Below are 15,683 nucleotides of genomic sequence, written 5' to 3'. Positions count from 1 at the left end.
CTACAGGGGCTTAGACGGTTTTTGCCATCCGGTTGGCCACCAGGGCCCAGCCAAACAACAGCACGCAGACAATGATCAGCGGCCAAGAGCGCCATTGCAGGTACGGGGTCAGGTTGTGCATTGGCACCACTTCGCCGTACAGGATGCCGCGTTCGAACTGTGGAATCTGCGCAGTGATCTGGCCGAACGGGTTGATCAGCCCGGTCACGCCGTTATTGGTGGCGCGGATCATCCAGCGGCCGGCTTCCAGCGCGCGCATCTGAGCCATTTGCAAGTGTTGCAACGGGCCGATGGACGTGCCGAACCAGGTGTCGTTGCTGATAGTCAGCAACAGATCGCTACGAGCCGCGAGGCTGGCGGCAAATTCCGGGTAAACCACTTCGTAGCAGATGAACGGCGCGATCTGATAGCCCTTGGCTTGCAACATGGCCTGATCGGCGGGACCGCGGGCGAAGTCGGACATCGGCAGGTCAAAGAAGGCAATCAGGCCGCGCAGCACATCCTGCAAGGGCACGTACTCGCCGAACGGCACGAGCTTCTGCTTGAGGTAAGTGCCGTCGCCTTCACCGACCACGGTGATGCCATTGAAGAAGCGCTTCTCGTGACGGACTTCCTGGCGGATCGGAACGCCGGTAATCAGTGCGCTCTTACGCTCTGCGGCGAAGTTTCCCATCATGTTCAGGTAGCCCTCGGCGGACTCCTTGAGCACCGGGACCGCCGTTTCCGGCCAGATCAGCAGGTCCACCGGTTTTGAGCTGAAACTCATGTCGCGGTACAGCGCCAGTTGCGCGTTGAGCTGCGCCGGGTCCCACTTCATGCTTTGTTCGATATTGCCCTGAATTGCCGCGACGCTCAGCGGTGCGCCGGAAGGGCTGGTCCAGGCATGGCCCTTGAGCGCGATGCCGGCGACCCATGGGCCGAGCAACAGCAGCACGCCCGCCGCGATAAAGCCTTTGCGGCCAGTCTTGAACAGGCGCGAAGCGTTGTAGATCAGCGCGGCCGTCAAGGCCAGGGTGAAGGACACCAGCCACATCCCGCCCACGGGGGCGAGCCCGGCCAGCGGGCCGTCGAGCTGGCTGTAACCGGAATACAGCCACGGGAAACCGGTGAGGAACCAGCCTCGGAAGGCTTCCTGACCGACCCACAGCGCTGCGAATGCCAGCGCATCGGCCAGCGGTGCTTCGTTACGACGCAACCAGCGCGCCCAGATCCAGGCGGGCAGGGCGAAAAACCAGGCGATCGCCGCGGTGAACAGCAGCATCAGGAACCCGGCCAGCAGCACCGATGCGCCGCCAAAGTTATGGATGCTGTAGTAGATCCAGCTGGTGCCGGCGCCAAACAGACCGAAACCGAAGCACCAGCCACGGCCCAAGGCCTGGCGTGGGTTCAGTTCGCGTAACCCGGCATAAAAAAAACCGACCGCGAGCAACGCCAGAGGCCAGATATCGAACGGCGCCAGGGCCAGGGTGGTGAGTGCACCGGCCGCCACGGCCAGCAGGTTACCGGGCCAGCCGGGGCGGGTCAGACGATGCATTTCAATCCTTAGCGGGCAATAGGGGTCAGGCGCAGCAAGTGAATCCGACGGCTGTCGGCGTTCAGGATGCGAAAGCGATAAGGGCCGATTTCAGTGATTTCGTTGCGTTTCGGCAAGTGCCCAAATGCGCTCATCACCAGCCCGCCAACGGTGTCGAATTCGTCGTTGGAGAATTCGCTGTCGAAAAACTCGTTGAAGTTCTCGATCGGCGTCAGGGCCTTGACCAGGAAGTCACCGCTGGGCAGCGGCTTGATGTAGCTGTCTTCCTCGACGTCATGCTCGTCCTCGATATCGCCGACGATCTGTTCCAGCACGTCTTCGATGGTCACCAGACCCGCCACGCCGCCGTATTCGTCGATGACGATGGCCATGTGGTTGTGGTTGGCGCGGAACTCGCGCAGCAGCACGTTCAGGCGCTTGGACTCGGGCACGAAGGTGGCCGGGCGCAGCAGGTCCTTGATGTTGAAGCTGTCGCCGTTCTCCTTGAGGATCAACGGCAGCAAGTCCTTGGCCAGCAACACGCCCATCACGTCATCGTGGCTTTCGCCGATGACCGGGTAGCGGGAGTGGGCCGAGTCGACCACTGCGGGCAGGAACTCGCGGGGTGTCTGGGTCGCCTTGATGCTGATCATCTGCGAACGCGGGACCATGATGTCCCGTACTTGCAGGTCCGCAACCTGGATGGCGCCTTCGACGATGGCCAGCGCTTCGCTGTCCAGCAACTTGTTTTGATGCGCATCGCGCAGAAGCTCCAGCAGCTCCTGGCGGTTCTTCGGCTCGTGGGCAAAAGCCTGGGTGAGCTTACCCAGCCATGACTTTTGCCCGTTGCTCGATCGATCTTCGCTCATAGCGATTACTCTGAATCCTTTGTTGTCACGATAGTGGATGGTTCAATTTCGTCGTCCGCGTACGGATCGGGATAGCCCAGTTCGGCAAGCAACGTCCGTTCCAGTGCTTCCATTTCTTCGGCTTCGTCATCTTCTATATGGTCGTAACCGAGCAGATGCAAGCAGCCGTGAATGACCAGATGTGCCCAATGGGCCTTGGGATCCTTGCCCTGTTCCGCGGCTTCACGCTCGACCACGGCGACGCAGATCACCAGGTCGCCCAGCAGCGGGATGTCGAGAAACTCGTCAGGCACGTCGGCAGGAAACGACAGGACATTGGTGGCGTAATCTTTTTGCCGCCAGGTGTGGTTCAGCTCGCGACCTTCTTCCTCGTCGACCAGGCGAATGGTCATCTCGGAGTCGGCGGTGCGCTGGCGCAGACCCAGTTCGCACCATTGGCGGAACTCGGCTTCACTGGGTGCAGAGGCTTCGGTGGCCAGTTGCAGATCAAGCTCAAGCATCGCGGCGACTGTCCTTTGGGGTTTCGTCGGCCACGCGATTCTCGAAGCGCTCGTAGGCTTCGACGATCCGTTGCACCAATGGGTGGCGCACAACGTCCTTGGGCATGAAATGGGTGAAGCTGATGCCCGGCACGTCTTTCAGCACCTCGATCACGTGGTGCAGCCCGGACTTGGTGCCTTTCGGCAGGTCGACCTGGGTGATGTCACCGGTGATGACCGCTGTGGAACCGAAACCGATCCGGGTCAGGAACATCTTCATCTGCTCGACGGTGGTGTTCTGGCTTTCGTCGAGGATGATGAAGCTGTTGTTCAGCGTGCGGCCGCGCATGTAGGCCAGCGGGGCGACTTCGATCACCTGGCGCTCGATCAGCTTGGCGACGTATTCGAAACCAAGCATTTCGTAGAGCGCGTCGTAGAGCGGTCGCAGGTACGGGTCGATCTTTTGCGACAGGTCGCCGGGCAGGAAGCCGAGTTTTTCACCCGCTTCAACCGCCGGACGCACCAGCAGGATGCGGCGAATCTGCTCGCGTTCCAGCGCGTCTACCGCGCAGGCAACGGCCAGGTAGGTCTTGCCGGTACCGGCGGGGCCGATGCCGAAGTTGATATCGTTGCCGAGGATTTCCTTCACGTAGCGCAGCTGATTCAGGCCGCGAGGGCGAATCATGCCTTTCTTGGTGCGCAGGGCTACAGAAGGTTCGGACGGGGAAATATTGTCAATCTGCTCGACGGTCGATTCCTGCAGGAACAGGTGAACCATGTCCGGCGACAGCTCGGTACCCTTGGTTTCCCGGTACAGGCGGCGCAGGAGGTTTTCCGCGGAACTGGTGTGCTTGGGATCGCCGATCAGCTCGAACTGGTTTCCGCGATTGCGGATTTCGATGGTCAGGCGTTGCTCGATCAGGCGCAGGTGCTCGTCGAACATCCCGCACAGATTGGCGAAGCGGCGAGCCTCAAAGGGCTCGAGGATAAAACGATGTGGTTCGATGGGTGCGTTCAAGGTCGTATTTAGCCGCCCTGGGGCAATTAAGATGAAATCAAGGATAACGCCAGTGGCGCGGGTGCGAAAGCTCTTAAATAGTCCAGTGCCAAACACCGACCTGTAGGAGCCAGCTTGCTGGCGATGGGCGCCCTGCGGTGGGTCAGATACACCGCATCATCGTTCATCGCCAGCAAGCTGGCTCCTACAGTTAACGTTACTGGATCAGCGAACCGCGCAGCGAGTGCGGCTGGGCGGCGTCAATATGCACATCGGCGAACTGGCCGATCAGGGTTGGATTGTCGCAGCGGAAGTTGACGATTCGATTATTCTCGGTCCGGCCTTGCAGCTCGCCGGGGTCTTTTTTCGAGTAATCGGTCACCAGGATCCGCTGGATCGAACCGACCATTTGTCGGCTGATCTCGAAACCTTGCTGGTTCAGGCGATGTTGCAGGGCGTTCAGGCGTTCTTTCTTCAACTCTTCCGGCGTCTCGTCGGCCAGATCGGCGGCCGGTGTACCCGGGCGCTGGCTGTAGACGAACGAATAAGAGAAGTCGAAACCGACGTCCTCGATCAGCTTCATCGTCTGTTCGAAGTCTTTCTCGGTCTCGCCCGGGAAGCCGACAATGAAGTCCGAACTGATGCAGATCCCCGGCACGGCGGCGCGCAGCTTGCGCAGTTTGGATTTGTATTCCAGGGCGGTGTGGTTGCGCTTCATCGCTGAGAGAATGCGGTCCGAACCCGATTGCACCGGCAAGTGCAGGTGTTTCACCAGCTCCGGCACTTCGGCGTGAGCCTGGATCAGGCTGTCGGAGAACTCCAGCGGGTGCGACGTGGTATAGCGAATCCGGTCGATGCCATCGACAGCCGCAACCACGCGAATCAGTTCGGCCAGGTCCGCCAGGCGTCCGTCGTGAGTGGTCCCGCGGTAGCCGTTGACGTTCTGGCCGAGCAAGGTCACTTCGCGCACGCCGTTCTCGGCGAGGTGAATGATTTCGGCAATCACGTCGTCGAACGGGCGGCTGACTTCTTCACCGCGGGTATAGGGCACCACGCAGAACGTGCAGTACTTGCTGCAACCTTCCATCACCGACACGTAGGCGCTCGGGCCATCGATGCGCGGCTCCGGCAAGTGGTCGAATTTTTCGATTTCGGGGAACGAGACGTCGACCTGCGGCAGCTTGGTGGCGCGAGCGGCGTCGATCATTTCCGGCAAGCGGTGCAAGGTCTGCGGGCCGAACACCACATCGACGTACGGGGCGCGATCGCGGATGGCGGCGCCTTCCTGGCTGGCGACACAGCCGCCGACGGCGATCACCATCTCCGGGTTGGCCAGTTTCAGTTCGCGCCAGCGACCGAGCTGGGAATACACCCGGTCCTGGGCGCGTTCGCGGATCGAACAGGTGTTGAGCAGGATCACGTCGGCGTCTTCGGCGCGAGCGGTGACTTCCAGGGCCTGATGTTCGCCCAACAGATCCACCATGCGCGAGCTGTCGTACTCGTTCATCTGGCAACCGTGGGTTTCGATGTAAAGCTTCTTGGCCATGGATACAGTCATCACGTGATTCAAAGAACCGCGCATTATAGGGAACATGTTCCCAGGTTCCTACCGCTGCGCGTCTGGTGGCTATGCTATAGTTCGCGCCCTCATTTTTATCCCCCGACGTGTTGCTCGCCCGCCATGACCAAACGTGAAGCTCCAATCTACAAGGTGATTTTCCTCAACCAGGGACAGGTGTACGAAATGTACGCCAAGCAGATCTATCAGAGCGATCTGTGGGGCTTCCTGGAAGTGGAAGAATTCGTCTTTGGCGAGCGCACGCAAGTGGTCGTCGACCCGAGCGAAGAGAAGCTCAAGGCGCAGTTCGAAGGCGTGGTGCGCAGTTTCGTGCCGATGCATTCGATCGTGCGCATCGACGAGGTCGAGCGTCTGGGCACGCCGAAAATCAGCGAGGCCCGTGGTGCGGTCGGCAATGTCATGCCGTTTCCGATGCCGATGCCTGAGAAGTAGTCTTCAAGACCGAGTGCGCCCATCGCGAGCAGGCTCGCTCCCACATTGGATCTTCAGTGAACACACAACCTGTGAACACTTGAGATTAACTGTGGGAGCGAGCCTGCTCGCGATGGGGCCAGTCAGAACAACGCAGATTCAGGGCAGCGGCGAGAAAGGCGTACGCCCATCGGCGCTCTGCAATTCCATCAGGTACTTGCGGAAGATTTGCCCCAGCACCTGGGTCGCAACCTCAAGCTCTTCACGCGGCATCTTCTCGGCGACTTCATCCGCTGTATCCAGCGCATCTTCAGCGCCATTCACCGCCGCCATTTTCAGCACGATGTACGCCTGAACGTTATTGGCAGGTACGCCTTCACCGTGGAAGAACATGGTGCCGAGCTTGAATTGCGCCTGGGCGTGGCCTTGCAGCGAGGCCTTTTCGAAGTAGTCGAGGGCTTTCTTGAGGTCGCGCGGGGCGTTTTTGCCGTCGTAGTAGAACTCACCCAACTCGTATTGCGCTTGCGCATCCCCTTCATCCGACGCTTTCTGGCAGGCGGCGAGCGCCTGTGCCAGGTCTTGCGGCTGGGTATTGAGGGTGCAGCGACCCATCGCTGGGATTAACAACGAGTTGCCGCCTGCTTGTGCGAGCGCGAGCAGGGGCTGAAGGAGCAACAGGCAGCCCAGTGCAAGGGCGCGGCCGGTGCGGTTCATGGGAATCGACTTACCTCTGAAGGGCGCGCGGACCCTACGAGGGGATCCAATAAGCGCGCATTATGAAATAAGCAGGGCCAACCTTACAAAGTCTTTACTCGTTTTTCTGCTGCGCGGGGAATATATCGCCCGGTTTACGGGAGATTATTGGCAGATGAGTAGGAAAAGACGCTGGAATGTAGGTGAAAGCTGACGCTGGCAATCGCCAACGTCAGCGGCACAGCGTTACTTCAGTGCGGCAAAGGCACGTTCGGCGGCATCCAGCGTCAGTTTCAGCTCGGCTTCGCCGTGGGCGATCGAGGTGAAACCGGCTTCGAATGCGCTCGGCGCCAGGTACACGCCGCCTTCGAGCATCAGGTGGAAGAAGCGCTTGAACAGGTTCGCGTCGCTGGCCATCACGTCATCGAAGGTCACGATGTCGTCGGCGCCGCTGAAGTACAGGCCGAACATGCCGCCGGCCTGTGTGGTCACGAACGGGATGCCGGCAGCGTCGGCGCGCTGTTGCAGGCCGTCGAGCAGGCGGCTGGTGTAGTCGCTCAATTCGTCGTGGAAGCCTGGGCGGCTGATCAGGCGCAAGGTGGTCAGGCCCGCGGCCATCGCCAACGGGTTACCCGACAGGGTGCCCGCCTGGTAAACCGGGCCCAGTGGCGCGATGTGCGACATGATTTCGCGTTTGCCACCGAAGCAACCGACCGGCATGCCGCCACCGATGATCTTGCCGAAGGTGCTCAGGTCCGGGGTGACGCCGTAGTACGCCTGCGCACCGCCGAGGGCAACGCGGAAACCGGTCATCACTTCGTCGAAAATCAGCACCACGCCGTGCTTGTCGCACAGGGTCCGCAGGCCTTCGAGGAAGCCTGGTGCCGGTGGAACGCAGTTCATGTTGCCGGCCACAGGCTCGACGATGATGCACGCCACTTCCTGACCGACTTCGGCGAGCATGGCTTCCACGGCGTCGATGTCGTTGAACGGCAGGGTCAGGGTGTGTTTGGCGAACGCAGCCGGCACACCGGCGGAGCTCGGTACGCCCTGGGTCAGCAGGCCGGAGCCGGCCTTGACCAGCAGGCTGTCAGAGTGACCGTGGTAGCAGCCTTCAAACTTGATGATGCTGTCGCGACCGGTGAAACCACGGGCCAGGCGAATCGCACTCATGGTCGCTTCGGTGCCGGAGCTGACCATGCGCACCATTTCCATCGATGGCACGATCGAGCAGACCAGGTCGGCCATCTCGGTTTCCATCGCGGTCGGAGCGCCGTAGGACAAGCCGTGTTGCAGTTGCTGGCGTACCGCGTCCAGCACGTCCGGGTGGCTGTGGCCGAGGATCATCGGGCCCCAGGAACCGACGTAATCGACATAGCGCTTGTCGTCTTCGTCGGTGACGTAGGCACCTTCAGCGTGCTTGAAGAACAACGGCGTGCCGCCAACGCTCTTGAATGCGCGAACTGGCGAGTTCACGCCACCGGGAATGTGTTTCTGGGCATTGGCGAACAGCGTTTCGGAACGAGACATGGTCGGGCTCTCAAATCAGACTTTAAGTAATTCGTTGAATGCGCGGGCGCGGCGGGTGACTTCAGCGGTGCTCTCGGCACCAAACAACCCGTGGACCACCGCCAGCAGATCGACCCCGTGGGCCACCAGTGGCGCGGCGTTTTCCAGGGTGATGCCGCCAATCGCGCAGATCGGCAGGTGCAGTTTGCTGCGGGCCTGGTCGAGCAGTTCGAGGCTGCAGGTCGGTGCGCCGGGTTTGGTGCTGGAGTTGAAGAAGCGGCCGAAAGCGACATAACTGGCGCCTTCCTTGGCGGCTTGCTCAGCGAGTTCGAGTTGCGCGTGGCAGGTCGAACCGATGATCGCCTGGCGACCGAGCAATGCCCGGGCCGGGGTCAGCGGGCCGTCGGTCTGGCCCAGGTGCACGCCGACGTTCAGGCGCGCCGCCAGCTCGGCATCGTCATTGATGATCAGCTGGGTTTTATAGCGCTCGCACAAGTCGCGCAGCGCTTCGGCCTCGCGCAGACGGCGGGCCTCGTCGCTGCTCTTGTCGCGGTATTGCAGCAGGGTGACGCCGCCTTCCAGCGCCGCCTCCACGTACGACAGAAATTTACCGGCCAGTAACTGGCTGTCGGTAATGGCGTAAAGGCCACGTAGTTTCATCGGGCAAGCCTCATGGCGTTACGAACAGAAATCCAGCGGCAGGCGGCGCGGCACGAACTGGCCTTTGCCCAGATGCTCGGCATCGCGCAGGGTGCGCCACGTGTAGTTAAGCGCGGTCTGCACGGCGCTGACGAGGTTTTCACCCTGGGCCAGACGACCGGCGAGGGCGCTGGCCAGCGTGCAGCCGGAACCGTGGTAACTGCCGGGCAAGCGTTGGCAGGTATAGGTTTCGCGCAGGCCGTCGCGGCTGTACAGGCGATTGTGGATTTCGTGTTCATCGCCATGGCCGCCGGTGATCAGCAGGTGTTTGACGTAGGGCAGGAGTTTTTCAGCGCACTCGTCCGCGGTGCCTTCTGGCAGTTCGGCGAGGATCCGGGCTTCGGGAAGGTTAGGGGTGGCAATGATGGCCAGGGGCAGCAGGCGTTCGCGCATGGCGTAGCCGACTTCATCCTTGCCCAATCGTCCGCCACCGCCGGCGCGCAGTACCGGGTCGCAGACCATCGGCAAATGCGGGTGCGCCTGAAGCAGTTCGACAACGGTGTCGACCATTTCCAGGGAACCGAGCATGCCCAGTTTGACGGCCGCGACTTCGGAATCGTTGAGCACGGCGTTGGCCTGGGCCAGTACCCACTCACGGTCGAGGACGCGGAAGTCAGTGACGTTGACCGTGTCTTGCACGGTCAGGGCGGTGACGGCCGGAGCCGCATGACAGCCCTGGGCGAGCAGGGCTTCGATATCTGCCTGCAAGCCGGCGCCACCACTTGGGTCGTGGCCGGAGAGACAGAGGACAACGGGGCGAGAGCTGTAGATATTCATGGTGCGCGAGCTTACCACCAAACAGCGTTTTTCGGGTGCAGTGCCCGCCAGGTCTGCCGATAGAGAGTCATGGGCCGGTATTACAGCTTGCCGTAATTGTCATTATCTGACCGAGCAAACAACTCTGGCTCGGTGTTCTTCGCTGGAACGCCCGTGCTAGAGCCTTTCGAATAAAAATTTCAATGGTGCTCAATGGCCATCAACGGCTATGCTAGAGTGGATCCAAACCAATAACAGGTAATACCGGTTTTACGTCTACTCAAAGGGAATGAGGGGCTTCCTGAGATAACCGGACAGGCCACGCTGGGGCTTAAATGCGCTATTTGCTGATGTTGCTGTTTTGCTTGCCCCTGATGGCGAACGCAGTCGAGTTCGATGAGTTCACTCAAAGCCTTCCCCTGGGCCGAACCCTGCAAGTGTTCGAAGATGCCGGTGGTCAGGCGACCATCGTCGATATCCGTGCCCAAGCCGAGGCCGGACATTTCAAGCCTCACGATAAAGCCACCCTCAACGCGGGTTATTCGCGCTCGGTGTTCTGGCTGAAAATCGACCTGCATTACCGCCCGACGAATCCGGCCGCGCAACGCACTTGGTTGCTGGAACTGGCCTATCCGCCCCTCGATCACCTCGACCTGTACCTGCCCGATGCCGCCGGCGCCTATCAATTGGTCCGCCAGACCGGCGATGCCTTGCCGTTCGCCAGCCGCGAAATCCGCCAGAACAACTACCTGTTCGATCTGAACTTCACGCCGGATCAAGCGCAAACCGTGTACCTGCGCCTGCAAAGCCAAGGGTCGATCCAGGCCCCGGTGACGTTGTGGTCGAGCACGGCTTTTCTCGAAGAGCAGCCGGTCCGCCTCTATGTGTTGGGCCTGATCTATGGCGTGTTGCTGGGAATGCTGGTCTACAACCTGTTCATCTACCTCAGCGTGCGTGACACCAGTTACCTCTATTACATCTTCTACATTGCTTCGTTCGGCCTGTATCAGCTGTCGGTGAACGGCGCGGCCGTGCAATATTTCTGGCCGGACAATCCCTGGTGGGCCAACGCCGCCACGCCGTTCTTCATTGGCTGCGCAGGGCTGTTCGGCAGCCAGTTCGCCCGCAGCTTCCTGCAGACCGCGACCCTGAACCACTGGCTCGATCGCTTGCTGCTGGCGTTGATTGCGTTCGGGGCGGTGGTGGTCGGGTTGTCGTTGATGACCAGTTACGCCCTGGCCTTGCGTCTGGCGACGACGCTGGCGCTGACGTTCACTGTAGTGATTTTCGCCGCCGGGTTTTTTGCCTGGTGGCGTGGCCTGCGCGTGGCGCGGTATTTCATCATCGCCTGGTCGGCGTTTTTGCTCGGCGGCATCATCAATACCCTGATGGTCCTGGGTTACCTGCCGAACGTGTTCCTGACCATGTATTCCAGCCAGATCGGTTCGGCTATCGAAGTGGCATTGCTGTCCCTGGCCCTGGCCGACCGCATCAACGCCATGCGCGAACAACAGGCGCAGACCCTGTTCGATGCCGGTCAGAAACTCGAAGTGCTCAACCAGCAACTGGCCCACAGTAACCAGCTCAAAGACGAATTCCTCGCCACGCTGACCCACGAACTGCGCACGCCCATGAACGGGGTGATCGGTTCGCTGGAATTGATGCAAACCATGGAGATGGACCCGGAGCTCGAGCAGTACCAGCAGACCGCCGCCGGCTCGGCGCGCGACATGATGCGCATGGTCAACGGCATTCTCACCCTCACCGAATTGCAGGCCGGCAAGCTCAAGGCCAACGCGTCGACCTTCAGCCTGCGCAGCGTGGTCGATGCCTTGCGCCTGCAGTTCGAAGGCAATGCGTCGGGCAAGTCGCTGGACTTCAAGGTGGACGTCACCCCCGGTCTGCCGGACCGCGTGCAAGGCGACAACACCAAGCTCGCGCAATGCCTGGAATGCCTGCTGGACAACGCGATCAAGTTCACCCGGGTCGGTGGCGTGGCGCTGCGGGTCACGGGTAAACCCGTGGAGCCTGGGCGATTGGCCCTGTCCTTTGCGGTGATCGACACCGGCATCGGCTTCACCGATCTGGGCGAAGCGACGCTGTATCAGCGCTTCTTCCAGCTCGACGGTTCGATGACTCGCGAATATGGCGGCCTCGGCGTCGGCCTGGCGATCTGTCGGCAGTTGGTCGAATTGCTCGGCGGCAAACTCACTCACCGTTCCGAACCCGGTCGTGGCAGCCGCTTCCAGCTCGATGTCGAGTTTGAGTTGCCCGTGATCGAGCCAGCCTTGACCCCCATGATGACGCGGCAGGTTCCACGCCAGCGCCTGCCGCAGGATTGCACCGTGCTGCTGGTGGACGACAACAGCATCAATCAATTGGTGATGCGCGGCATGTTGCTCAAGCTCGGGTTCCGGGTTCGCACCGCCGACAGCGGGCTTGCCGCGCTGGACCTGTTGCAGCGCGAGACCTTCGACGCCGCGCTGCTCGATTGTCAGTTGCCGCCGCTGGATGGCGTGTCGCTGTGCTGCCAGATTCGCGAGTTGCCAGGCTGCGGGGAATTGCCGCTGTTCGTGATCGCCTTGAGTGCTGACCGGGAGCGTTGCCCGACCGGTGCGTTGATCGAATGCCTGAGCAAACCGGTGAAATTCGAAGACCTGCAGCTGGCGCTGTATCGTCGAGTGCTCAGTCCGAAACAGGGTGAAAGCGCCGACAGTTAGGCGGATATGCCACTTTGTTCGGCCTCGGGGCGGTGATTAACTGAACCCCTAGGCTGACCAAAGGAGCCCCGTCATGAACCTGCATCAGTTCGCCGAAACCCACGAAGTCACCAATCAGCCGCCGTCGCTCGACGGCGCCAACCTCTATCGCATCGACCTGCCTTTGCAAGAGTGGTCACGGCGTTTCGGGGCCGGTTGGGCCGAGTCGCGGATCGACGCTTACGGCGCACTGGCCGGCGGGCCGCTGATGGAAGCAGGGTTTCTGGCCAACCAGAACAAGCCGGTGTTCAGCAGTCATGACCGCTATGGCCACCGCATCGATCTGGTGGAATTTCACCCGGCCTATCACGAGCTGATGCGCACGGCAGTCGAGCACGGCCTGACCTCTTTGCCCTGGGCGCATCCACAGGACGGCGCCCATGTCGCCCGCGCCTCGATGACCTACCTGCATAGCCAGGCCGAAGCCGGCAGCGGTTGCCCGCTGACCATGACCTTCGCCAGTGTGCCGGCGCTGCGCTTGCAGCCCGATCTCGCCCGGCAGTGGCTGCCGAAAATCCTCGCCACCGAATACGACCCACGCAACGTCGGCATGGCGCACAAGGCCGGTGTCACCATCGGCATGGCAATGACCGAGAAACAGGGCGGCACGGATGTGCGCGCCAACACCACCAAGGCATATCCGGTGGGCGCCAGCGGTCCGGGCCAGGCGTACGAACTGGTGGGCCACAAGTGGTTCTGTTCCGCGCCGATGTGCGACGCCTTCCTCACCCTGGCGCAGACCGACAAGGGTTTGACCTGCTTCCTGCTGCCGCGCCATCGCCCGGACGACACACGCAATCAGTTCTATATCCAGCGCCTGAAAAACAAACTGGGCAACTGCTCCAACGCCTCCAGCGAAGTCGAGTTCCGTGGTGCGCTGGCGTGGATGGTCGGTGAAGAAGGGCGCGGCGTTCCGACCATCATCGAAATGGTCGCCATGACCCGTTTCGATTGCATGGTCGGCTCCAGCTCGCTGATGCGCCAGGCGCTGACCCAAGCCAGCCATCACTGCGCCCACCGTAGCGTTGGCGGCAAGCTGCTCAGCGAACAACCGTTGATGCAGAACGTGCTGGCCGACCTCGCGCTGGAAAGCGAAGCGGCCCTGGCGTTGAGCCTGCGCATGGGCAAGGCGCTGGATCACCTGGATGACGGGCACGAGGCGAAATTCGCCCGGCTGGTGACCGCCGTGGGCAAGTACTGGATCTGCAAGCGCGCCCCCGCGATGATCAACGAAGCCGCCGAATGCATGGGCGGTGCGGGTTATGTCGAAGACAGCATCCTGCCGCGGCTGTACCGCGAGGCGCCGGTCAATTCGACGTGGGAAGGCTCCGGCAACGTGCAATGCCTCGACGTGCTGCGGGCCTTGTCGAAAGAGCCAGGTGTGCTCGATGTGCTGTTCAGCGAGTTGGGTGATGGTCATGGCGACAAACGCCTGGCGGCGCACATCAGCCAGTTGCAGGCCGCCTTCAAGGACACCGGCGACATTCAATACCGCGCGCGGCAGCTCACTGAAGACATTGCGCTGGGGTTGCAGGCCAAATTGTTGCTGGAGGCCGGCAATTCGGCGGTCAGCGATGCGTTCATCGCCAGCCGCCTTGGCTCCGCCGGTCGGGTATACGGTGCGTTGCCGCGTGGGCTGGATGTGGAAGCGATCGTCGCCCGCTCGACCCCATACTCATAACCAACACCGATCCCCTGTGGGAGCGAGCCTGCTCGCGATAGCGGTGTATCAGTCAGTGCATTTGGCGATTGATAAATAGCTATCGCGAGCAGGCTCGCTCCCACAGGGAATTTTGGTGTGTCGAGTGGTTGTGTATCAACACGCCACTGTTCCCGTGAAGCGACGATGCAGGCAAGATGAAGGCCTGCAAGTCAGAACACAGGATGCTGATCGTGACCGAAGCTTTTATTGTCGTTCAAACCGCCGAGCAAGCCGTCGACCGGCTTGCGTACTTGCACAATCGTGCAACGACCGCGCTGAGCCAGGCGCTCAAGGGTTACCTCAAGGATCGTATTGAACCGGATGCCGAACAGCGTGCGATGTTTCGTTATCCAGAGCTGCGTCTGACCTATCACTGCCAGGGCGAAGTCCCGCAAACCACCCGCGCCTACGCCAAGGTGCAATTGCCGGGGACCTACAGCGTCACCGTCACGCACCCGGCCGCCTTCCGTAAATACTTGCTGGAACAACTTGTGCCGTTGATGCACGACTTCACCGTGACCGTGGAAGTCGGCATCAGCCAGCAGAACATCCCTTATCCGTACGTGGTCGAGCAGGGCGATGAGCTCGCTGGCTCTGGCGTCACCGCCGCCGTGCTGGCGCGGGTGTTCCCGAGTACCGACCTGTCCGCCGCCACCGACGGCATCGCCGACGGTCTGTACGATTGGGAAAACACCGATCCGCTGCCATTGGCCCTATTCGACGCGGCGCGGGTGGATTTTTCCCTGCGTCGCCTCGTGCATTACACCGGCAGCGACTGGCGTCATGTGCAACCGTGGATTCTGCTGACCAACTACCACCGCTACGTCGACCAGTTCATCGTCCATGGCCTGGAACAATTGCGCAGTGATCCGCGTTTCGTGCGCATGGTGCTGCCGGGCAACGTGATCATCGAAAAGAGCATGGACCACGGCGAAGCGTCGGCGATTGCCGCCGGTGTGGTCTGGCACCGCTATCAGATGCCGGCCTATCACCTGATCGCCAGCGACGGCCATGGCGTGACCCTGGTGAACATTGGCGTCGGTCCGTCCAACGCGAAGAACATCACCGACCATCTGGCGGTGCTGCGTCCGCATTGCTGGCTGATGATCGGCCACTGCGGTGGCTTGCGTCAGTCGCAGACCATCGGCGATTACGTCCTGGCTCACGCCTATATGCGCCGCGACGGGATTCTTGACCGGGTAGTGCCACCGAACATTCCGATTCCGGCCCTCGCCGAAGTGCAGATGGCCTTGCAGCAAGCAGCGGCCAACATCACCGGCGAGAAGGGCGACGAGCTGAAAAAGCGCCTGCGCACCGGCACCGTGCTGACCTACGACGACCGTAACTGGGAGTTGCGCTGGGCCCAGGAACGTCCGCTGATCAACCTGTCCCGCGCCGTGGCGGTGGACATGGAAAGTGGCACCATCGCCGCCCAGGGTTATCGTCTGCGGGTGCCGTATGGCACGTTGCTGTGTGTTTCGGACAAACCCCTGCACAGCGAAATCAAGCTGCCGGGTTCGGCCAACGCCTTCTATGAACGCGCCGTCAGCCAGCACTTGAAGATCGGTATCGAGGCGGTGGACCTGTTGCGCACCGAACTCAACTCGTTGCACTCGCGCAAACTGCGCAGCTTCGACGAGCCGCCGTTCCGGTAACAGTTGTCATGGTCATTTGACGGTCAGGGCACTAGCATTAGCAGCCCTGACCGTTAGATGTA

At 61.2% G+C, this 15,683-nt stretch carries 13 protein-coding genes; 4 read left to right on the top strand and 9 right to left on the bottom strand.

Translation table 11 applies throughout. The annotated features are described in order from the left end of the window. Positions 1 to 10: 10 nt before the first annotated feature. From lnt to miaB, 5 genes are all read right to left on the bottom strand, one after another. On the bottom strand, positions 11 to 1,534 hold the full coding sequence (gene lnt / locus ACF6ZU_RS09090; protein WP_392891701.1) for an apolipoprotein N-acyltransferase: 1,524 nt from the start codon (positions 1,532 to 1,534) through the stop codon (positions 11 to 13). An 8-nt stretch (positions 1,535 to 1,542) separates the two neighbouring features. After that, positions 1,543 to 2,382, bottom strand: coding sequence for an HlyC/CorC family transporter (locus ACF6ZU_RS09085; protein ID WP_017340984.1), 840 nt, complete (start codon positions 2,380 to 2,382; stop codon positions 1,543 to 1,545). Positions 2,383 to 2,387: 5 nt separating this feature from the next. Beyond that, a complete protein-coding gene (ybeY, locus tag ACF6ZU_RS09080) occupies positions 2,388 to 2,882 on the bottom strand; it encodes an rRNA maturation RNase YbeY (RefSeq protein ID WP_392891699.1) in 495 nt (164 codons plus the stop codon). After that, positions 2,875 to 3,879, bottom strand: coding sequence for a PhoH family protein (locus ACF6ZU_RS09075; protein WP_392891697.1), 1,005 nt, complete (start codon positions 3,877 to 3,879; stop codon positions 2,875 to 2,877). The genes ybeY and ACF6ZU_RS09075 overlap by 8 nt, the downstream gene beginning before the upstream one ends. 196 nt (positions 3,880 to 4,075) lie before the next feature. After that, positions 4,076 to 5,404: a tRNA (N6-isopentenyl adenosine(37)-C2)-methylthiotransferase MiaB gene (gene miaB / locus ACF6ZU_RS09070; RefSeq protein ID WP_031319146.1), complete on the bottom strand. Its 1,329-nt coding sequence runs from the start codon at positions 5,402 to 5,404 to the stop codon at positions 4,076 to 4,078. Positions 5,405 to 5,539: 135 nt separating this feature from the next. Here miaB and ACF6ZU_RS09065 point away from each other — a divergent pair, with 135 nt between their 5' ends. Continuing rightward, positions 5,540 to 5,869 carry a DUF1820 family protein gene (locus ACF6ZU_RS09065; protein ID WP_007894425.1) on the top strand — a complete coding sequence of 110 codons (330 nt, stop codon included), beginning with the start codon at positions 5,540 to 5,542 and terminating at the stop codon, positions 5,867 to 5,869. Between the two features lie 138 nt (positions 5,870 to 6,007). Here ACF6ZU_RS09065 and ACF6ZU_RS09060 read toward each other — a convergent pair whose 3' ends face one another. From ACF6ZU_RS09060 to ACF6ZU_RS09045, 4 genes are all read right to left on the bottom strand, one after another. Continuing rightward, on the bottom strand, positions 6,008 to 6,562 hold the full coding sequence (locus tag ACF6ZU_RS09060) for a tetratricopeptide repeat protein (RefSeq protein ID WP_392891694.1): 555 nt from the start codon (positions 6,560 to 6,562) through the stop codon (positions 6,008 to 6,010). A 225-nt stretch (positions 6,563 to 6,787) separates the two neighbouring features. Continuing rightward, a complete protein-coding gene (gene hemL, locus ACF6ZU_RS09055; RefSeq protein WP_392891692.1) occupies positions 6,788 to 8,071 on the bottom strand; it encodes a glutamate-1-semialdehyde 2,1-aminomutase in 1,284 nt (427 codons plus the stop codon). Between the two features lie 15 nt (positions 8,072 to 8,086). After that, entirely contained in the window at positions 8,087 to 8,710 is a 624-nt protein-coding gene (thiE, locus tag ACF6ZU_RS09050; RefSeq protein ID WP_392891690.1) for a thiamine phosphate synthase, read from the bottom strand. An 18-nt stretch (positions 8,711 to 8,728) separates the two neighbouring features. Beyond that, positions 8,729 to 9,526: a hydroxymethylpyrimidine/phosphomethylpyrimidine kinase gene (locus ACF6ZU_RS09045; RefSeq protein WP_392891688.1), complete on the bottom strand. Its 798-nt coding sequence runs from the start codon at positions 9,524 to 9,526 to the stop codon at positions 8,729 to 8,731. A gap of 314 nt (positions 9,527 to 9,840) precedes the next feature. On the opposite strand from ACF6ZU_RS09045, the gene ACF6ZU_RS09040 reads away from it, so the two are divergent. The 3 genes from ACF6ZU_RS09040 (at position 9,841) to amn (ending at position 15,621) form a co-directional block, all read left to right on the top strand. Further along, complete coding sequence (locus ACF6ZU_RS09040) at positions 9,841 to 12,225, top strand: 7TM diverse intracellular signaling domain-containing protein (protein ID WP_392891686.1); 2,385 nt, start codon at positions 9,841 to 9,843, stop codon at positions 12,223 to 12,225. Between the two features lie 73 nt (positions 12,226 to 12,298). Beyond that, entirely contained in the window at positions 12,299 to 13,945 is a 1,647-nt protein-coding gene (locus ACF6ZU_RS09035; RefSeq protein WP_392891684.1) for an acyl-CoA dehydrogenase family protein, read from the top strand. Positions 13,946 to 14,121: 176 nt separating this feature from the next. Further along, a complete protein-coding gene (gene amn, locus ACF6ZU_RS09030) occupies positions 14,122 to 15,621 on the top strand; it encodes an AMP nucleosidase (RefSeq protein ID WP_392891682.1) in 1,500 nt (499 codons plus the stop codon). The last annotated feature ends 62 nt before the right edge of the window (positions 15,622 to 15,683 follow it).

This window comes from Pseudomonas migulae, from assembly GCF_043225285.1.
GTDB lineage: Bacteria > Pseudomonadota > Gammaproteobacteria > Pseudomonadales > Pseudomonadaceae > Aquipseudomonas > Aquipseudomonas migulae_C.
This window is presented reverse-complemented; position numbering and strand designations above follow the sequence as displayed.